Source organism: Blautia argi (assembly GCF_003287895.1).
GTDB classification, from domain to species: Bacteria; Bacillota; Clostridia; order Lachnospirales; family Lachnospiraceae; genus Blautia; species Blautia argi.
In genome coordinates this window covers 2,723,603-2,744,508 of the sequence record NZ_CP030280.1, presented here as the reverse complement: position 1 = coordinate 2,744,508, position 20,906 = coordinate 2,723,603, and the positions used below count along the sequence as shown (strand labels likewise).

The window sequence follows — 20,906 nt, the reverse complement described above, 5'->3', positions numbered from 1 at the left end:
CGGAACTTTTCTATTTTGAATTTATCAGAAAAAATTATGCAAGAGTGTTTACTGCTTTAGATAAGCGGGAAACTTTTCTTGCAGCTGTGTTTTTGTGATAAACACCTTTAGTAGCTGCTTTATCAATAGTAGAGATTGCATTCTGTAATGCTACAGTAGCTGCTTCTTTGTCTTTTGCTTCAATAGCAACTTCTACTTTTTTGATAGAAGTCTTAACTGCTGATTTGATAGATTTATTTCTTTCAGCTTTTTTTCTGTTTACTAATACTCTTTTTTTTGCAGATTTAATGTTAGCCAAAGCGTACACCTCCAAATATCATTTACTGGTTTATCATTTATTTTTTTATCAGAGAAAGACACGGAACTCTCCGATATAACATGCTTTTTTATTCTAGTTGATTTAATGGAAAATGTCAATACATAAAATCCTTTAAATTGCAAAAAATGTTATTATCCTGCCTTTCTTTCAGGGAAAACCAAAGAATGGAGGAAGTCTGAAGAAGCAAAGAGAGGAAAAGTAAAATGGTATTGGGAAGAATCCGCACAGACCTGGCACTGGAAACAAAAGAAAAATTTGAAGAGGAGCGGGCAGAAGTCAGAGGTGTGGCAGTAAAAGAGGAGTACAATGAGGAAAAGGATATCCGAACCACTACAGTGACCATTGAAACAGAAAATGGGGCAAAAACTATGGGAAGACCACAGGGAGTTTACATTACGCTGGAAGCCCCGAATCTGTCTGTACCGGACGAGGGTTACCACAGAGAAATTTCAAAGGAGCTGGCAAAGCATATGCGAAGCCTGCTTCCCCCAAAAAAGAATTTAAGCATTCTGGTGGTGGGACTTGGAAATCGGGAGATTACTCCGGATGCCCTGGGACCTGACGTGGTTTCCAACCTGCATATTACCAGACATATCATCAGGGAATACGGAGCCGAGGGAGCAGGAGAGGAAGCTGTACACAGCATAAGCGGTCTGGTTCCGGGAGTTATGGCGCAGACAGGAATGGAAACTCTGGAGATTGTTCAAGGGGTGGCAGAGGAAACAAAGCCAGACGTGATTGTTGCTATAGATGCCCTGGCTGCCAGAAGCATTAAGAGATTGAATCGTACCATACAGATTACAGATACTGGCATCAGCCCGGGCTCCGGCGTAGGAAATCACAGAAATGGTCTGAACCAGGAAACTCTGGGGAAAAAGGTGATTGGAATCGGAGTGCCCACAGTTGTGGACGGCGCAACCATTGTAAGAGATTCTATGGCACATCTTTTGGACACTCTGGAAGAAGAGGAAAAAAAGGAATTTCTGGAGGAAATGATTGCTCCCTCTCTGCACAATATGTTTATGACGCCCAAAGATGTAGATGACACCATAAAGCGTCTTTCCTTTACGATTTCAGAAGGTTTGAATATGGCGTTTTCAAAAGCAGAGGAATAATCGAAAAGGATTCTCTCATATATAGATATGAGGTGATAGGGTGAAAAAAAGAAAAGCAGAAGCAGTGATAACCGCGGCAATATGGCTGAGTATGGCTGTACTTGCTGTTTATATTGTAATAAAAGGGCTGGCGCTTGACAGAAATACCGTGAAGCAGATGATGTATCAGGTGCAGCAGCAGGCAATAGAAACTTATTTTCCGGGTATTACAAGAGAATATGAAAAAAAAGACTTGAAAAAATGGATTTTAGACGCCATGGAATCCTGCCTGCCGCTGTTTCCTTTGGAGGAGAAGGAAACAACACAGCAGGCAGATACAGCAACTGCTTCTAAAATCGTGGAGGAGAATACAGAATTTTTGCAGGCAAAGCTTTTGGAGGAAAACCAGGAGGCCGGACCTCCGGAGTTGGGATATGAAAATACAGGAGGTGTAGACGCACAGAGCAGCCAGGTAGAGGAGCAAGTGGAGGAAACAGCAGCAAATCAGATAAAGCAGCCGGTGACCGACATTCCACTGGAGAAATTCCAGGATTTTGATTTTGTCATGAACAGCTTCTATACAGTAGACAAAACCACCAGTATGACAAAGGAGCAGCTAGATGCCCCAGCGCTGGTACAGATGGATATGAGAATGAAGACAGACAACAGTCAGCCTCAGATACTCATTTACCACAGTCATTCCCAGGAGGAATTTATTGATTCCATTCCCGGAGATGTATCAACCACCATTGTAGGTGTGGGGGAATATCTGGCATCTCTTTTGAGGGATACATACGGCTATCAGGTCATTCATGTGACAGATACTTTTGATATTGTAGATGGAAAACTGGACAGGGATAAGGCCTATACTTATGCCCAGGAAAGGGTGAGCGCAATTCTGGAGGAAAACCCCAGCGTAGAGGTGGTTATTGACCTGCACAGGGACGGTGTACCGGAGGGAAAGCGCCTGGTTACAAATGTCAATGGAAAGGAAACTGCCAAAATTATGTTCTTTAATGGTCTTAGCAGGACAAAAAAGAATGGGGATATTACCTATCTCCCAAACCCTTATATCAGAGAAAACCTTGCGTTTTCCCTGCAGATGATGTTGGAAACAAAGAAATATTACCCGGATTTAGCAAGAACGATTTATCTGAGGGGATACCGTTACAACCTCCATCTGCGTCCCAAAACTCTTTTGGTAGAATGCGGCGCCCAGACCAATACGGTGCAGGAGGAGATGAATGCAATGGAACCTCTTGCTGATGTTTTAAATAAAGTTTTGACGGGAAGTTAAAGGATAGCTTGAAATTCTTTAAGTTTTTTCGTACAATGTTATATAAATGTTAAAGAAGATTTAATAAATCCAATAGAGCAAACTACAAAGGAAGGAAAACAAAATGGCGAATGTGGCATTGATTATTGCAGGCGGTTCAGGAGCCCGTATGCACCAGAGTATACCAAAGCAGTTTTTGTCCGTAAACGAGCGTCCGGTCATTATTTATACACTGGAGGCTTTTCAGAAGCATGCAGATATTGACGCAATTGCAGTGGTCTGTATCAGCGGCTGGGAGCAGGTATTGTGGGCTTATGCCAGACAGTTTAATATTACAAAGCTGAAATATGTGATTCCGGGAGGGGAGAATGGACAAGGTTCTATCCGAAACGGTGTCTTTGAGTTGGAAAAGCATTTTGGAGAGGAAGATATTGTATTGATCCACGATTCCATACGCCCTATGGTTTCTGCTGATATTATTTCCGACTGTATTGTAAAAACAAAGCAGTACGGCTGTGCCATTGCCACAATCCCCTGTGCTGAGGCTATGCTGCAGACAGAGGACGGCATGTGTTCCACCGGAAGTTATCCCAGAGATAACCTGAAAAGAACGCAAACCCCCCAGGGCTTTCCCCTGGGGAAGATCTGCGATTTACACAGAAGAGCGCTGGAGCAGGGAATCACCAATTCTGTGGCGTCCTGCACACTGATGATAGAAATGGGCCAGCAGGTGCATTTTTCTCTCGGCTCAGAAAAAAATATTAAACTGACCACAGTGGAAGATTTGGATATCTTTAAAGCACTTCTTCTGGCAAAGAGAGCAGATTGGCTGAAGGACTGAGAGGAGAGAACTATGAGATTGTACAGCAGCAGGGTGTATGTACAGGATTTAGAGGAAGCTGTTTACAGGGTTAAGGAACTGGAGCAACTAAAGGGAAAAACTGTATTTCTTACAGGAGCATCAGGACTTATCGGCTCTTATCTGGTGGATATGCTTCTAACCGCAAACCGTATTTTAGATTTACAGGTGAGAATTTATGCGGCAGGCCGCAGCAGGGAAAGACTGAGAGAACGGTTTAAAGGAGCAGAAACAGAATCCCTTGTTTATGTGGAGCAAGATGTGGAAAAGCCTGTAAATCAGGGCTTTGCAGTGGACTATGTAATTCATGCAGCCAGCAATGCCTATCCGGCTGCTTTTTTGCAGGATCCGGTGGGGACTGTTATGGGAAATATTGCAGGTACGAAAAATTTGCTGGACTATGCCAGAACCCATGGAGCAAAACGTTTTTTATTTGTTTCCTCAGGAGAGGTATACGGACAGGGGGCTTCTGATGTGGAAGCTTACACAGAAGAATACAGCGGTTATGTGGATTATCTGTCTGTGCGTTCCTGTTATCCTGCTGGGAAAAGAACAGCCGAAACTCTGTGCTGTGCGTATACCAGTCAATATGGACTGGATACCGTGATTGTCCGTCCAAGTCACATATATGGACCAAATACTACAAAACAGGACAACAGGGCAACTGTACAGTTTATGGAAAATGTCATGGATGGAAAAGACATTGCTTTAAACAGTGCGGGGAATCAGATGCGATCGTATACCTATGTGGCGGACTGCGGAGCAGCAATTCTCACAGTCTTGCTGCAGGGAAAAACAGGACAGGCTTATAACATTGCCAACCGAAATTCCAGAGTTACCATTGCAGGATTTGCCAGGGAAACCGCAAGGCAGACCGGGCATCAGGTGGTTTTTCAGAATCCGGATAAGGTGCAGCTTGCCCAGAGAACCCCTGTTGCAAGACAGGTACTGGACAGCAGTAAACTGGAGGGGCTGGGATTTGCCCCTGTCTTTGATATTGAAGCCGGAATTTCCCATACGCTGCAGGTGATGCAGGAAATGAGATAGTTCTGGAAATACAGAGAATTTTATGTTATTCTGAAAAACATGCAGATATATACATTGATTGTTTAGAATGGGGAAAACTATGTTATATAAAGAATACGAGCCTGAAGTATTGAAAAAGCTTCAAAGGGCAGAAGTAGAGATACTGAAGGATTTTGATGAATTGTGCCAGAAGCATGGCATTGACTATTTTGTATGCGGCGGTACTGCCATCGGCGGTGTCCGTCATCAGGGTTTTATTCCCTGGGACGATGATATCGATCTGGGTATGACAAGAGAGCATTACGAACATTTTCTGGAAGTAGCGGAGCAGGAATACGGAGAAAAGTATAAAATTGTAAATGCAGATACGAATCCTGACTTTCCGGTAACCTTAACAAAATGGTACAGAACCGGTACCGTTTTCAGAAATGAAGAAATGATAAATCTGGATCTTCACATTGGAATTGCCATTGATATTTTCTGCTTTGATAATGTAGCAGACGAGCTTCCCAAGTTCAGACGTCAGGCAATGAGAGCATGGACCTGGGGAAAGCTGATGGTTCTGCGTCAGGTGGGGAATCCCACTATTTATGTGGATGGGTGGAAAGCAAAGATTACGCTTCTGGTGGCAAAGCTGGCACACTGGGGCTTAAAGGTGCTGCACTTTTCACCGCAGTTTTTGTACAAAAAGGCAATGAAGGCGGCCATGCAGTACAAAGATGTACATACGAAAAGGGTGGCGTATCTCTTTGATCCTACCCCGTATACCAGCGTTATTGACAAAAGGGATATTTATCCCACAGTACGGCGCAAATTTGAAACCATTGAATTGAATTTTCCATGCCATGTGGAAAAATATCTGGAAAGACGCTATGGAAGCAATTATATGGAATTGCCGCCAGAGGATAAACGTCATAACCATGCGCCTGAAGAGCTGGACTTTGGCAGGGAGTTTGCAGATATATGATTGAAAAATTTTTTATGCCCTCCAACCACAATATGAAACGGACGTATATCTGGACCGTACTTGCAGGTTCTGTTTATGCAGGAAGCTCGTTTTTGATGTCCATGTTTACCTCCAAGTGTATTGGTGTGGCAGAAGCGGGAATATTAGCACTGGCGTTGACGATTGGAAATCAGTTGGTAACCATTGGATTTTACAATATCCGTACCTTTCAGGTGTCAGATGTAACAGAAAAGTATACCTTCAGTGATTATTGCTTTCTGCGTGTGATTACAGTTTCTGCCATGCTGCTTGTAGGTTTTGTTTGGGTGTTAAAGGATTCACACAGAGGAGTAAAGCTGGCGGCTATCAGCTTTGCCATTCTTTTTCGTGCCATAGAGGCTGTATCAGATTTGCTGGAAGGAAGATATCAGCAAAAGGGCAGGTATGATGTGGCATGCAAAGGCGTGTTTGTCAAGGTATTGTCTTATCTGGCAGCTTTTCTGATTACACTTTTTATTACAAAGAACATTGGCCATTGCTCTGGGCGCTCTTGCAGTAACTTATCTGATTGTGCTTTGTATAGTCGACAGTAGGCTGATTGGAAGATTTGGAGGTGTTTCTTTCCATACGACCTTTATGCGGCAGAAAGGATTGCTGCTGGAGGGACTGCCTTTGTTTGTCAATGCATTTTTAAACGCCTATATTATTAATGCCTCTAAGTATGCGTTGGATAAATATTATGATTCGGAAACCCTGGGTATTTTCAATGTATTATATATGATGGCGTTTGTGGTAAATATGTTTGCTTCCTTTGTATTAAAGCCCATTATCTCTGTTCTGGCAGAAAAATATGTGAAACAAGATATTTCCGGCTTCGTGAAGCTGGTTGTCAGACAGATTGTTGTTATTTTGCTGGTGACCTCTGTGTGTATCGCAGGAGCCTGGCTTTTGGGTGTGCCGGTGCTGGGCTTTTTATTTGGCGTGGACTTGACAAATTACAAAGGTGCGCTGTGTGTGGTTCTGATTAGCGGCGGCTTTACGGCGCTTTATCAGCTTTTGCAGTATGGAATTATTATTATGCGTCATCAGTATAGCACCTTTGTCTGCTGCGGTCTGACAGTAGTGCTCACATATCTTGTAACTCCGGTGCTGACAAAGCGGTATGCAGTAATGGGGGCATCGGCCAGTTATACGATTTCAATAGGATTTATGTCAGCTCTGTTTCTGGGCTTTTTTATCTATCATCTACAAAAAGACAGAAAACAGATGAAACACAGAGATTAAGAGGAACAGCATGAGAAAAAATATGTATTTTTGCATCTCATTACTTCCCTTATCTGGGAGGAATTGAGAGATATACCTACAATCTTTCAAAAGCACTTATGGCTTTGGGAGATGAAGTGTTGGTAGTTACTAATAATGATGTAAAAGAAAAGAGTTTTGAAGTTATGGACGGAATCGGCGTGCTGCGTCTGCCCTGCTTTAATGTTATGGGAGGCAGATATCCGGTGACAAAACCGGACAAAGCATTCCGAAATCATTTGAAAAAGCTCTGGGAAAAGGAGTTTGACCTGGTGTTGATTAACGCAAGATTCTATCCTCATACACTTTTAGGTGCATGGTTTGCAAAGAAAAAAGGGATTCGGTGTGTGATTTTAGACCACGGAACCAGCCATATGACGGTGGGAAGAAAGCTGCCGGATTTGGCTTTTGCAGCAGTAGAACATGTGATAACCTGGGGTGATAAATGGCTCTGCAAGGAATATTTCGGTGTGTCAAAGGCATGCTGCAAATGGCTGGAGCATTTTCACATTCAGGCAGAGGGTGTTTTGTATAATGCGGTTGATGCAGAAAAAATAGCCCGTCTGGCTCAAGAACCGGTAAAGGATTATCGGAATGCCTACAGCCTTTCAGAGGATACGGTTTTGATTGTGTATACAGGAAGACTTTTGAAGGAAAAGGGAATTTTTAAGCTCATAGAAGCTGTGGAAAAAATAGAGAGTGACAAAAAGGTCTGTCTGTTTCTTGCAGGAGATGGAGAGGAAATGGAGGCAGTAAAAGTGCGGGAGAGTGAAAGAATAAAACCTCTCGGAAGGCTGGATTTTAAGGACATTGTTTCTCTTTTGGGACAGGCTGAGATTTACTGTCTTCCGACAGAATACCCGGAAGGCTTTCCCACGTCTGTGCTGGAGGCAGCAGCGGCAGGGTGCTATGTTATAACAACCAACCGCGGCGGTTCCGGAGAACTGATTTTAGATAAGAGCTATGGAACCATTCTTGAGAATGTGACGGTTCAAAATCTGAAACAGGAGCTGGAACGCGCTCTGGAACAGAAAGAGGAATGCAGGCTTGCAGCACGAAAAGCACAAAAGCGGGTGCATGAGCTTTTTACCTGGGATAAGACAGCGCAGAAGGTACACAATCTTGCAGAACAAGGAGTAGCAAAATGAGAAAGAGGAAATTAATTATTATTCCTGCTTATAACGAAAGCGCCTGTATAGAAAAAACGGTAAAGGATATTCAGAAATATGCTCCAGAGTTTGATTATGTGGTGATTAATGACTGTTCTACAGACAATACCAGAGAAATCTGTGAACAGCACGGATTTCATCTGATAAATCTTCCGGTGAATCTGGGAATTGGGGGAGCGGTTCAGACGGGATATTTGTATGGATATCGGAACGGCTATGAAATGGCAGTTCAGGTAGACGGTGATGGACAGCATGATCCTGCATTTTTAAAAGAAATGGCAGAAATTCTGGAGAAAGAAGGGCTGGATATGGTGATTGGTTCCCGGTTTATTGAGAAAAAGGGATTTCAGTCTTCCAGTATGAGAAGAGTGGGAATTCGTTATTTCAGCGCATTGATTAAACTGCTGACCAGAGCCCGTATCACAGACCCGACTTCTGGTCTGCGTATGGTAAACAGGAGGGTTATGAAGGAATTTGCACACAATTATCCTAAGGATTACCCGGAACCGGAAAGCGTAGTGGCAATTTTGGAAAGAGGTTGTAAAGTGAAGGAAATTCCGGTAGTTATGCGGGAACGTATGGGCGGTGTATCTTCCATTTCTATGAAGAAATCTGTGTATTATATGGTGAAGGTTTCGCTGGCTATTGTGATTGAGAAAATCAGAGGAGGGAAAAAATGAATATTCGTATTCAGGTTTTAATTGTAGCGGTTGCTCTTCTGTGTATGTTTTATGTGATAAACAAAATCAGAAATAAGGGAATTGAACTGAAATACAGCCTTATCTGGCTTGCTTTGGGAGTAGGGATTCTTCTTTTTACCTGTTTTCCACAGCTGACAAAGTGGCTGGCACATATGCTGGGAATCAGTCAGCCAATGAACATGCTGTTTTTTGCAGGATTCTGCTTTATGCTTCCTATTATTTTTTCTTTATCTGTGTCAGTTTCCAAGCTGTCCAATAAGGTGAAGAGGCTGACCCAGGAGGTAGCGCTTTTGGAGGAAGAGAAGAGGAAAGAAAATGAAGGCGACAGGGAGATTGAATAAATGAAAAAAAATAACTGGAAGGCTTATTTACTTAGAGTGATTCTTATTTTAGGTATTGGTTTGTTGGCAGGAACGATAGCGGAATCATTATATGAATTGAATACATGTCGCAGAGCCAAAAAAGGCGGTTATGAGATAGAAAAAGAAGAAATTTCCAAGCAAAACATTACAATTATTGACAATGGGGTTGTGGCGGAAGGAGAGCAAAAAACAAAAACAATTCATGTGCAAATTCCAGAAAGATATGTGAATAAGCTGAGATATGACTATAGCAGCGAAGTGACTTTTACACCTAACATACAGATAAATACAAAGGATATTTATAAGAATCCGGAAATGCGCACAATAAAAGACATTAGTCGATATAATTTGAATGAGTCCGTAATAAATATTAAAGATTATGTGACAGAAGTAAGAATTATAGTTCCGAGTAATGTGGAGATTGGAAAAATTATTGTTGATAATACATGGGATTTTAACTGGTACCGAGTATTTTATATCAGTATATTTGTTTCTTTAATCCTATTTGTTATTAACTTCAGAGGGGTACTTGCAAAAAAAATTGAGTATGGGTTTGCTGTAATAAGTTTGAGCTGCGGTCTTCTTTTTATAGCCATACAACCGCCGGAATGTGTGAGTTGGGACGAGCATATTCACTTTAGTAAAACTTTTGATTGGTTTGAGAATGGTATAGCAGATAGAAGCATATCAGAAGATTATATTTATAATAATCAAGAGGATTTTGAACGTTCCGCCTTTTTTTCCAAAGAAGAGAAAAGTATGCAGATTGAATACTTAAATGAAAATGCAGATACGGTAGCTTCTACATATGAACGAAATGCATTTTCTCTGAATGCAGTTGGGGAATTCCACATGGCGTTTCTGGTTAAAGTTGTGAAGCATTTGGGCTTGTCATTTTATGGACAATACCTGGTTGCGAAGATTGCAAATTTATTATTGTATACGATTTTGATGTTTTTTGCAATCCGTATTGCGCCAATAGGAAAAAAATTTCTTGCGGTAACTGCACTTATGCCATCTGCAATGCTTCAGTCCGTATCGATTACATATGATGTGGTTGTAATTGGATTTACAGTTTTAGGGTTCACATGTATTGTAAAAGAATTCTATGAAATACAGACAAAGTTCACATGGAAAAAATTATTTTTTATTACAATGATTTTTGTGATAGGCAGTTGCCCGAAACCAGTATATATTTTTCTGCTGGCAACACTCTTGGCACTTCCAAAGACCAAGTTTAGTTCTGGCAAGCAAAGAATTCTTATGAAGGGTATTATTGTAATCGTTTGTTTATGTATGATTATGACGATGCTTCTTCCAGCGGCGGCGGGAGCTGTAGAAGGCGATGAAAGAGGCGGTGACACGAATGTTATGGAACAGTTTGCATTAGTGCTTACTCACCCGTTTGCTTATATAAAAATATTTTTTAAGGATGTTTGGAGTAGTCTTGACGCATATTTATTTGGAAGCGAGAGTTTGGGATTTCTGGCATATGCAAATATGCACCCTTGGACTTCATTTTTGGGAGTTTTTAGTATTGGGGTTGCACTTACCGAAAAAAAGAAAGAGCTGGTTTTAAAAGGGAAAACTAAGATAATGTATAAGGTATGGTTAGGGACGTTGATATTTGTAGTAATAGGTCTTATCTGGTCATCGTTATATATTGTATTCACACCAGTTGGAGCAACGAGTATATTGGGGGTACAGGCAAGATACTACCTTCCGCTTTTATATCCTTTATGTATGGCGTTTTATTCAGAAAAAATAGAAGGAAAGTGGAATGAAAAGACATACACCATGATAATTTTGCTGGTAATGCTTTGGGTTACGCATGGAGCTTTTTATCAACAATATTTTCTGACATATTGTCAATAATTATTATAAACTATAAGACTGTTATATTAAGAGCGTATTAATAATACTTAGATGTTTATTCAGAAAAGACACAGGTGTTGTTAAAGGTTCTTTGATGTAATAGTCTTTTTAAACGTAAATAATTTTCAGATAAAGGATAAAAAAATGAAAAAGACGAAATTGGGAAAATATAAATTTCAAGATGTTGGAAACAAGTTATATAAAAAATTTTTTGAGAAAAGCAGCAAAGTCAGAATTCTGGGTGCGGCAGCAGTTTTCTTAATATATATATTTTTCTGGAATTTTATGGATACACAGATGAAAGCAGAAACAGAGAATCTTGGTGGTCTGTTTACTTTAGATGGAATTTTGATTTTAGGGCTGATGATAAAGTTCAGAATACCGGATAAGGTAAAGGAGTATTTGTCCTTGTTTTTATTTCTGGGAGCGCCGGCATTTTGCGTAGGGGTTATCGAATCCCTTCATGATAATTCTGTGGCAAAGATGCAGTTTTTATTTGTATTTTTAAATTATTTTCTGATACTGACCGTTTTTATGCTTCTGTATTTTCTTTTCAATAATACAGCCTGGACAGTCGCGGCGGGAACCGGAATTTTTACCTTTTATGGATTGTTGTACAGCTTTGTCAAGGAGTTTCGGGGAAACGGACTTCGGGCAGCGGATATCTATGCAGTGAAGACAGCCGCTAATGTGGCAGAAGGATATACTTTAGATTTTACGGAAGAAAGAATGCAGGTTCTTTTATGGGCAATCCTGCTGGTGCTTACAGGATTTTATATTTTCCGTAAAAATAAAAAAAGAGTCCGAATCATAACAGGCGCAGTCAGTTTATGTTTTATCAGTATTCTATCCCTGCTAATAGCAGATGAACCTTTTTTGGAGGAATACTCTGTAAAGCCGTATTTATGGGAATTGGAGGTCAGTGAAAAAGACCATGGCGCGTTTTTGGATTTTGCAGTAGGGCTTCCGTTTTTAAAGGTGGAAAAACCGGAAGGATATGAGCAGGAGGCAGTAAAATCTTCAGAAGCTGCAAAGGGAAGCCGGGAAGGACGGGGATTGAAGGTGGAAACCTCAGAGAATATAAAAAAACCCCATATTATAGCCATTATGAATGAATCCTTTTCGGATTTCAGAAAGCTTGGGGCTATAGAAACCAACAGGCCATTTATGCCAAACTGGGACAACAGACAGGAAAATGTTATCAAAGGGTTTGTGAGTGTACCGATTTTTGGAGGGTGGACGGCAAATTCTGAGTTTGAATTCCTGACAGGCTTTTCCAATGCGTTTTTCCCAAGCGGAACCATTCCTTTTCAAAACTATGTAAAGCAGGGAACTCCCAGTCTGAACAGTCAGTTGAAAGCGCATGGATATACTTCTGTATTTATGCACCCCATGGACAGCAGTGGCTGGAATCGAAAAAATGTATATGAATTTTTGGGCTTTGATGAGGCATTGTATCTGGATGATATGAAAAACCCGGAAACTCTGAGAGGAGTAGTGTCTGACAGAGGAGATTACAAAATTCTGAAAGAAGAATTTGAAAAGCATAAAAAGAACGGTCCACTCTTTCTATTTAATGTAACCATGCAGAACCATGGAGGATATACAGGAAGCGGTATGCCGAATCCCATACAAATTACAAATCCGGGAGAAAATTTTGTAGGGGCGGAAGAATATCTTACTCTGGTAGAGGAGTCTGATAAAGCTCTGGAAGAATTGCTGCAGTATTTTGAACAGGAGGAAGAACCTGTAGTTGTCTGTGTATTTGGCGACCATTACCCCAAAGTGGAAGAAGAGATTTACGAGGCACTGGAAGATACTGTTGCGGGAACTCCTGCAGAAAAAACATCGCTGAAATACCAGGTTCCCTTTATGATTTATGCAAACTACGATATCGCAGAAAAGCAGTATGAAAACATCAGTCTGAACTATCTGTCCACTCTTCTCTGTGAAACTGCGGGAATTTCGCTTACAGATTATCAGAAGTATCTGGAAAATTTGTATGAGAGCTATCCGGTAGTCAATGTTTATGGTGTGAAAAACAGTCAGGGAGAATGGTTTACCTGGGACGAGGCATCAGAATTTGAAGAAATCCGGGAATATGAGAAAATCCAGTATCGAAATTTGTTTGATAACAACTGATGAACATGGTATACTCAGACTGTATATTTTGAGAGTAAAGAAGTATAAGGAGAAAAGAGCATAGGAGGAACATATATGCCATTTATAGACCAGAGCAAAATTCGTAATTTTTGTATTATTGCCCATATTGACCATGGAAAGTCCACACTTGCGGATAGAATTATTGAAAAGACAGGACTTCTGACAAACCGCGAGATGCAGGCACAGGTTCTGGACAATATGGATTTGGAACGGGAACGAGGCATTACCATTAAATCTCAGGCTGTGCGTATTGTATATAAAGCACAGGACGGAGAAGAATATATTTTTAACCTGATTGATACACCGGGACATGTGGATTTTAACTATGAGGTGTCCAGAAGTCTTGCGGCCTGCGATGGCGCTATTTTAGTAGTGGACGCTGCCCAGGGCATTGAAGCCCAGACGCTTGCTAACGTGTATCTGGCATTAGACCATGATTTGGACGTTTTTCCGGTTATAAATAAGATTGACCTGCCAAGCGCAGATCCGGAGAGAGTTATTAATGAAATTGAGGACGTTATCGGTATTGAAGCCCAGGATGCACCTCTGATTTCCGCAAAGACAGGACTTAACGTGGAAGAGGTTTTGGAGCAGATTGTAACCAAAATTCCGGCGCCAAAGGGCAGCCCGGAGAATCCTCTTCAGGCATTGATTTTTGACTCTGTATATGATTCTTATAAAGGGGTTATTGTTTTTTGCAGAATTAAAGAGGGAACTGTGAAAAAAGGCACAAAAATCCGTATGATGGCAACCGGAGCAGTGGAAGAGGTTGTGGAAGTGGGGTATTTCGGTGCAGGACAGTTTATTCCCTGTGAAGAGCTTTCAGCAGGTATGGTAGGTTATATTACTGCCAGCATTAAAAATGTAAAGGATACCAGAGTAGGTGATACCATTACAGACAATGACGGTCCCTGTGCAGAGCCTCTGCCGGGTTATAAAAAGGTGAATCCAATGGTATTCTGCGGGGTATATCCGGCAGATGGAGCCAAATATCAGGACTTGCGTGAAGCCCTGGAGAAGCTGCAGTTAAATGATGCTTCTTTGTTTTTTGAACCGGAAACCTCCATTGCCCTGGGATTTGGATTCCGTTGCGGATTTTTAGGACTTTTGCATCTGGAGATTATCCAGGAAAGACTAGAGCGAGAGTACAACCTGGATTTAGTGACAACCGCGCCAGGCGTTGTGTATAAAGTGCATAAAACCAATGGAGAAGTCATTGATTTGACTAATCCGTCAAATTTGCCGGATCCTTCGGAAATTGAATACATGGAAGAACCTATGGTAAAGGCAGAGATCATGGTGACGACAGAGTTTATCGGGCCGATTATGGATCTGTGCCAGGAAAGAAGAGGGCAGTATCAGGGCATGGAGTACATGGAAACCACAAGAGCGCTTTTGCACTATCATTTGCCGTTGAATGAAATTATTTATGACTTCTTTGACGCTTTGAAATCCCGTTCCAGAGGCTATGCGTCCTTTGATTATGAAATGCTGGGATACGAGCAGAGTAATCTTGTGAAGCTGGATATTCTGGTAAATAAAGAAGAAGTAGACGCTCTGTCCTTTATTGTGTTTGCGGATTCTGCTTACGAGCGAGGCAGAAAAATGTGTGAAAAACTGAAAGAAGAAATTCCAAGACAGCTTTTTGAAATTCCTATTCAGGCAGCAGTGGGAAGCAAGATTATTGCCAGAGAAACCGTAAAAGCCATGAGAAAAGACGTGCTGGCAAAATGTTACGGCGGCGATATTTCCCGTAAGAGAAAGCTTCTGGAAAAGCAGAAGGAAGGAAAGAAAAGAATGCGCCAGATTGGAAATGTAGAAATTCCGCAGAAGGCATTTATGAGCGTATTAAAGCTGGACGATAAATAAGAAACCGGGGAAGGTATTTATGAAAAAAGATTTGGGATTGTATGTGCATATTCCCTTCTGTATGAAAAAATGCGGATATTGCGACTTTTTGTCCTGGTGCGGCACTGTAGAAGAGAAGGAAATTTATGTACAGGCATTGTTAAAAGAAATTGAGAGTTACAGGGAGTTTGCAAAGGGTTATCGGGTTTCTACCGTGTTTTTCGGCGGTGGAACCCCTTCCATTCTGGAAGCAGAACAGACAGAGCGAATTTTAAAGAAAATTCAGGAGATTTTTGAACTGGAAAAAAGACCGGAAATCACTCTGGAAATGAATCCGGGAACAGTTACAGAAGAAAAGCTTCGCTGCTATCAGGAAAATGGGGTGAACCGTCTGAGCATAGGACTGCAGTCTGTAAACAATGAAAAGCTGAAGCTTCTGGGCAGAATCCATACTTATGAGGAATTTTTGGAAAGCTATGAACTGGCAAGACAGACAGGATTTGATAACATCAGTGTGGATTTGATTTCTTCCATACCGGGTCAGAAGCTGGAGGAATGGAAAGAAGAACTGTCCGTTCTTGCCGCGCTCTCGCCGGAGCATATTTCGGTATATCAGCTCATTCTTGAAGAGGGAACCCCTTTTTTTGAGAAATATGCAGAGCACCCGGAGCTTTTGCCGGAGGAAGAGGAAAGCCGGGAGATTTACCTCTGGACAGGGAAATTTTTGAAAGAGCAGAGATATGAGCAGTATGAGATTTCCAATTATGCGAAACCGGGCAGGGAGTCCAGACACAATCTGAAATATTGGGAAAGAGGCGACTATCTGGGGCTTGGCCTGGGGGCGGCTTCCATGGTACGAAATATCCGTATGAGCAACACAAAGGATATGAATATTTATCTGGAACGCTGCGGGCAGCCGAAAACCATGCGGGAAGACGTGCAGTTTCTGGAAGAGGCGCGTCAGATGGAAGAATTTATGTTTCTGGGACTTCGTAAGACAAGAGGGGTATCCAGAAAAGAATTTCGCCGTACTTTTGGCCAGGAGCTTGATATGGTTTATGAGAAAGCACTGCACAAATGTCTGGAAAATGGTATGTTAAAAGAGCATAAGGACAGAATTTATCTTTCACAAGAGGGTGTGCTTTTAAGCAATTTGGTTTTGTCTGAATTTTTGTTTGACTGACTGGATAAGTAATAAAAAAGTTTCCGGGATTTTATAGATTTTTAATAAAGTTTAATGGTTTTGTTCTGGAATTCCCTTTTCTAATGTGGCAGAATAGAGAAGGAAAGCAGGGGAGGAACGACATGAACATATTATTTTTTCTTACCCCCAAAGTAGATGTAGCTTATATTTATGATACCTTCAGTCTTAGGCAGGTTCTGGAAAAGATGGAGTATCATAAATATTCCTGTATACCAATTATTAATGAAAACGGAAAATATGTGGGGACAATTACAGAAGGCGATTTATTGTGGGGATTAAAAAACCGTGCAGATTTAAATTTAAAAAGTGCGGAAGATGTGCCGATTACTTCTTTTAAGAGAAGGGCGGATTATACACCAGTGCGGATAGATTCTGATATGGAGGATTTGCTGGATAAAGCTATGCGGCAGAATTTCGTACCGGTGATTGATGACCAGAAGAATTTTATAGGAATTGTGACCAGAAGAGATATTATGCAGTATATCTGCTCTTCCTGTAAAAAGGAGCAGGAAAAAGCATAAGAAGACAGGCGCTGCCGCAGAAAACAGCAGTTGGAAATAACAATTTGGATTTCTGATGTGCGTATATGCGGCAGCTTTTTTCATTTATCAAAGCAACAGGACAAAATTTTTACAATTCAAACAGACTGTGACAGAAAAATACACAGTTTTCAGATTTATTTTCCCTATATTTTTGTGAATTAGAAAACAGAACAAATGTTTGAAAAATCCTGTGGGATATGATATAGTTATTTTACGAATAAAACTGACAGATACAGATAAAGATAAATATTATTTGGAGAGGTACAACTATGGCAGTGAAAATGCAGGCAAGACAATTTATTAAGATAAGGGGAGCGAATGAGAACAATCTGAAGAATCTGGATGTGGATATTCCCAGAAATGAACTGGTGGTTCTTACCGGACTGAGCGGTTCCGGTAAAAGCTCTCTGGCATTTGATACCATTTATGCAGAAGGACAAAGACGATATATGGAGTCCCTGTCTTCCTATGCCCGTCAGTTTTTGGGACAGATGGAGAAACCGGACGTGGAGAGCATTGAGGGGCTTTCTCCGGCTATTTCCATTGACCAGAAGTCTACTAATAGGAATCCACGTTCTACAGTGGGAACAGTTACGGAAATCTATGACTATTTCCGACTGCTTTATGCCCGTATTGGTACCCCTCACTGCCCGAAATGCGGAAGAGAAATCAGGAAGCAGACCGTAGACCAGATGGTGGACCATATTATGGGACTGCCGGAAAGAACCAGGATTCAGCTCCTGGCGCCAGTAGTCAGGGGAAGAAAGGGAACTCATGCCAAGCTTTTGGAGCAGGCTAGAAAAAGCGGGTATGTGCGTGTGCAGATTGACGGAAATCTCTATGAACTCAGTGAAGAAATTAAGCTAGACAAAAATATTAAGCACAACATTGAGATTGTAGTAGACCGGCTGATTGTAAAGGAAGGAATCGAGAAGAGGCTCACGGATTCCATAGAAACCGTGTTAAACCTGGCAGAGGGAAAACTTGTGGTGGATACCATGGACGGAAATCAGATAAACTTCAGCCAGAATTTTGCATGTCCTGACTGCGGCATCAGTATTGAAGAAATAGAGCCCAGAAGCTTTTCCTTTAACAATCCCTTTGGTGCATGTCCTTCCTGCTTTGGCTTGGGGTACCGCATGGAATTTGATGTGGATCTGATGATACCGGACAGAAGTCTGAGCATTTCGCAGGGAGCAATTACAGTTATGGGTTGGCAGTCCTGTACAGATAAAGGCAGCTTTACCAGGGCAATTTTGGACGCTCTGGCAAAAGAATATCACTTTGATTTGGATACTCCTTTTGAGAATTATCCTCAGCAGATTCAGGACATTCTGATTCACGGGACCAACGGAAGGGAAGTAAAGGTCTATTATAAAGGTCAGAGAGGCGAGGGCGTTTATGATGTTGCCTTTGAGGGGATTGTAAAAAATGTGGAGCGTCGCTATCGGGAAACCGGTTCTGACACAATGAAGCAGGAATATGAAAGTTTTATGAGAATTACTCCCTGCCCCTCTTGTAAGGGACAAAGACTGAAGCCGGAGGCTCTGGCAGTGACAATAGGAGGAAAGAATATTTATGAGGTTACCTCTATGTCCATTGAAAATCTGCAGCATTTCCTGCTGAATCTGGAGCTGACACCCACCCAGCAGATAATTGGAGAGCAGGTATTAAAGGAAATCAGGGCAAGAGTGGGATTCCTGGTAAATGTAGGCCTGGATTATCTTACTTTGGCAAGAGCTACAGGAACGCTTTCCGGCGGAGAGGCGCAGAGAATCCGTCTGGCAACACAGATAGGTTCCGGGCTTGTAGGGGTTGCCTATATTTTAGATGAGCCAAGTATTGGTCTTCATCAGAGAGATAATGACAAGCTTCTGGCAACCTTGAAACATCTGCGAGATTTGGGAAATACGCTGATTGTAGTAGAGCATGATGAGGATACCATGCGGGCAGCAGACTGCGTGGTAGATATCGGACCTGGCGCAGGCGAGCATGGCGGCAATCTGGTTGCCATAGGAACGGCAGAGGAAATTATGAAGAATCCTAATTCCATTACCGGACAGTATTTAAGCGGAAAGCTGCAGATACCAGTTCCTGCTGTACGGAGAAAGCCAACGGGATTTTTGACGATTCGTAAGGCGGCAGAAAATAATTTAAAGAATATTGACGTAAAAATACCGTTGGGAGTGATGACCTGCGTAACCGGGGTTTCCGGTTCCGGAAAAAGTTCTCTTGTAAATGAAATTTTGTATAAAAGTCTGGCAAGGAAACTGAACAGAGCCAGAATCATTCCGGGAAAACATAAGTGCATTGAAGGTGTGGAGCAGTTAGATAAGGTCATTGCTATAGATCAGTCCCCGATTGGAAGAACTCCCAGGTCAAATCCGGCAACCTATACAGGTGTGTTTGACCAGATTCGTGATTTATTTGCTGCCACAGCAGATGCCAAGGCAAGAGGCTATAAAAAGGGAAGATTCAGCTTTAACGTAAAGGGTGGCAGATGTGAAGCCTGCAGCGGAGATGGTATCCTGAAGATTGAAATGCATTTTCTCCCGGACGTGTATGTTCCCTGTGAGGTCTGCCATGGGAAGCGGTACAACAGAGAAACCCTGGAAGTAAAGTACAAGGGAAAAAGTATTTATGATGTGCTGAATATGACAGTGGAAGAGGCATTGGAATTTTTTGACCATGTACCGTCTATTAAGAGGAAAATACAGACACTTTATGATGTGGGGCTTTCCTACATTCGTCTGGGACAGCCGTCCACGGAGCTTTCCGGAGGCGAAGCCCAGAGAATCAAGCTGGCTTCTGAGCTGAGTAAAAGAAGCACGGGAAGAACGATCTACATTCTGGACGAGCCAACTACAGGTCTGCATTTTGCAGATGTTCATAAACTGATAGAGATTCTGCAAAGACTTTCTGAGGGTGGAAATACTGTGGTAGTCATAGAACATAATCTTGATGTGATTAAAACCGCAGATTATATCATTGACATTGGACCGGAAGGAGGAGATAAGGGAGGAACTGTGATTGCAAAGGGAACACCGGAGCAGGTAGCAACCAATCCGGATTCTTATACAGGTCAATATGTGTCAAAATATTTGAGATGATTGCCCCTTTTCAATGAAGGGGAAGTTGTATATAATGGAAAAGAAACCGGACTTGACGGTTAAAAAGTTCAGGAAAGGGGTAGTAAAATGGCAGCATCAGATATTGGAATTGATCTTGGAACAGCCAGTATCCTTGTCTATGCCAAGGGTAAAGGAATTGTTTTGAAGGAACCTTCCGTGGTTGCATATGATAAAGAAAGTAATAAGATAAAGGCAGTGGGAGAGGAAGCCCGGCAGATGATTGGAAGAACACCGGGAAATATTGTAGCAGTCAGGCCTCTGCGTCAGGGTGTCATATCGGATTATGAGGTTACGGAAAAAATGCTGAAATATTTTATTTCCAAGGCCATTGGAAAAAGAGCGTTTCGGAAACCCCGTATCAGCATCTGTGCGCCCAGTGGAATTACGGAGGTAGAGAAAAAGGCTGTGGAAGAGGCAACCTATCAGGCAGGAGCCAGAGAAGTGTCGATTATAGAGGAACCCATTGCCGCTGCCATTGGAGCAGGAATTGACATTACCAGACCGTTTGGAAATATGATTGTGGATATCGGAGGCGGAACGACAGATGTAGCGGTGATTTCTCTGGGAGGCACAGTTGTTTCCACATCGATTAAGGTGGCCGGAGATGATTTCGACGAGGCAATTACCAGATATGTGAGGAAAAAACACAATCTGATGATTGGAGAGCGCACTGCAGAGGATATTAAGATTCAGATTGGAACTGTATATGCAACACCTCAGGCAAAGAGCATGGAGGTGAAGGGGAGAGATACCATTACCGGACTTCCCAAAAGCGTAACGCTGAATTCCGAAGAAATCCGGGAAGCTTTAAAGGATGCGTCTGCACAGATTATGGAAACTATACACAGCATTCTGGAAAAAACACCGCCTGAACTGGCGGCAGATGTGGCGGAAAGAGGCATTGTGCTTACCGGAGGAGGAGCGCTTCTGGGAGGACTGGAGGAGCTTATAGAAGAGGAAACAGGCATTAATACCATTGTGGCAGAGGAGCCAGCTCTTGCAGTGGCAATCGGTACCGGACAGTATATGGAGCTGATGAGCAAAATGAACGGCAGGCTGTAAAATACAAAGTCAGAGAAACAGAGGGAA

18 protein-coding genes are annotated in these 20,906 nt (G+C 42.0%); 17 read left to right on the top strand and 1 reads right to left on the bottom strand.

Annotated features, from left to right (window positions below; translation table 11 throughout):
- Window positions 1-34 precede the first annotated feature (34 nt).
- Window positions 35-298, bottom strand: coding sequence for a 30S ribosomal protein S20 (rpsT, locus tag DQQ01_RS13335; protein ID WP_111920422.1), 264 nt, complete (start codon window positions 296-298; stop codon window positions 35-37).
- Window positions 299-522: 224 nt separating this feature from the next.
- Between rpsT and gpr the strand changes: the two genes are divergently transcribed.
- The 17 genes from gpr (at window position 523) to mreB (ending at window position 20,879) form a co-directional block, all read left to right on the top strand.
- A complete protein-coding gene (gpr, locus tag DQQ01_RS13330) occupies window positions 523-1,434 on the top strand; it encodes a GPR endopeptidase (protein ID WP_111920421.1) in 912 nt (303 codons plus the stop codon).
- 40 nt (window positions 1,435-1,474) lie between these two features.
- Window positions 1,475-2,710 (top strand): stage II sporulation protein P, encoded by a 1,236-nt coding sequence (locus DQQ01_RS13325; RefSeq protein ID WP_111920420.1) that lies wholly within the window; start codon window positions 1,475-1,477, stop codon window positions 2,708-2,710.
- Between the two features lie 103 nt (window positions 2,711-2,813).
- Window positions 2,814-3,530: an IspD/TarI family cytidylyltransferase gene (locus DQQ01_RS13320; RefSeq protein WP_111920419.1), complete on the top strand. Its 717-nt coding sequence runs from the start codon at window positions 2,814-2,816 to the stop codon at window positions 3,528-3,530.
- A 12-nt stretch (window positions 3,531-3,542) separates the two neighbouring features.
- Window positions 3,543-4,595, top strand: coding sequence for an NAD-dependent epimerase/dehydratase family protein (locus tag DQQ01_RS13315; protein WP_111920418.1), 1,053 nt, complete (start codon window positions 3,543-3,545; stop codon window positions 4,593-4,595).
- 79 nt (window positions 4,596-4,674) lie between these two features.
- Window positions 4,675-5,541, top strand: a complete 867-nt coding sequence (locus DQQ01_RS13310; protein ID WP_207657629.1) for a LicD family protein — start codon at window positions 4,675-4,677, stop codon at window positions 5,539-5,541.
- On the top strand, window positions 5,538-6,113 hold the full coding sequence (locus DQQ01_RS13305; RefSeq protein ID WP_111920416.1) for a polysaccharide biosynthesis protein: 576 nt from the start codon (window positions 5,538-5,540) through the stop codon (window positions 6,111-6,113). Before DQQ01_RS13310 ends, DQQ01_RS13305 begins: the two co-directional genes overlap by 4 nt.
- Complete coding sequence (locus DQQ01_RS13300) at window positions 6,049-6,804, top strand: lipopolysaccharide biosynthesis protein (RefSeq protein ID WP_207657628.1); 756 nt, start codon at window positions 6,049-6,051, stop codon at window positions 6,802-6,804. Before DQQ01_RS13305 ends, DQQ01_RS13300 begins: the two co-directional genes overlap by 65 nt.
- A 98-nt stretch (window positions 6,805-6,902) precedes the next feature.
- Entirely contained in the window at window positions 6,903-7,970 is a 1,068-nt protein-coding gene (locus DQQ01_RS13295; protein WP_111920414.1) for a glycosyltransferase family 4 protein, read from the top strand.
- Window positions 7,967-8,671 (top strand): glycosyltransferase family 2 protein, encoded by a 705-nt coding sequence (locus tag DQQ01_RS13290; RefSeq protein ID WP_111920413.1) that lies wholly within the window; start codon window positions 7,967-7,969, stop codon window positions 8,669-8,671. The genes DQQ01_RS13295 and DQQ01_RS13290 overlap by 4 nt, the downstream gene beginning before the upstream one ends.
- Entirely contained in the window at window positions 8,668-9,033 is a 366-nt protein-coding gene (locus DQQ01_RS13285) for a DUF2304 domain-containing protein (RefSeq protein ID WP_111920412.1), read from the top strand. The genes DQQ01_RS13290 and DQQ01_RS13285 overlap by 4 nt, the downstream gene beginning before the upstream one ends.
- Complete coding sequence (locus tag DQQ01_RS13280; RefSeq protein ID WP_111920411.1) at window positions 9,034-10,929, top strand: DUF2142 domain-containing protein; 1,896 nt, start codon at window positions 9,034-9,036, stop codon at window positions 10,927-10,929.
- 144 nt (window positions 10,930-11,073) lie between these two features.
- Window positions 11,074-13,071: an LTA synthase family protein gene (locus tag DQQ01_RS13275; protein ID WP_111920410.1), complete on the top strand. Its 1,998-nt coding sequence runs from the start codon at window positions 11,074-11,076 to the stop codon at window positions 13,069-13,071.
- Between the two features lie 75 nt (window positions 13,072-13,146).
- Window positions 13,147-14,961 (top strand): translation elongation factor 4, encoded by a 1,815-nt coding sequence (lepA, locus tag DQQ01_RS13270; RefSeq protein ID WP_111920409.1) that lies wholly within the window; start codon window positions 13,147-13,149, stop codon window positions 14,959-14,961.
- Between the two features lie 19 nt (window positions 14,962-14,980).
- Complete coding sequence (hemW, locus tag DQQ01_RS13265) at window positions 14,981-16,123, top strand: radical SAM family heme chaperone HemW (protein WP_111920408.1); 1,143 nt, start codon at window positions 14,981-14,983, stop codon at window positions 16,121-16,123.
- Window positions 16,124-16,245: 122 nt separating this feature from the next.
- On the top strand, window positions 16,246-16,665 hold the full coding sequence (locus tag DQQ01_RS13260) for a CBS domain-containing protein (protein ID WP_111920407.1): 420 nt from the start codon (window positions 16,246-16,248) through the stop codon (window positions 16,663-16,665).
- A gap of 290 nt (window positions 16,666-16,955) precedes the next feature.
- A complete protein-coding gene (gene uvrA / locus DQQ01_RS13255) occupies window positions 16,956-19,796 on the top strand; it encodes an excinuclease ABC subunit UvrA (RefSeq protein WP_111920406.1) in 2,841 nt (946 codons plus the stop codon).
- An 87-nt stretch (window positions 19,797-19,883) separates the two neighbouring features.
- Complete coding sequence (mreB, locus tag DQQ01_RS13250) at window positions 19,884-20,879, top strand: rod shape-determining protein (RefSeq protein WP_111920405.1); 996 nt, start codon at window positions 19,884-19,886, stop codon at window positions 20,877-20,879.
- The last annotated feature ends 27 nt before the right edge of the window (window positions 20,880-20,906 follow it).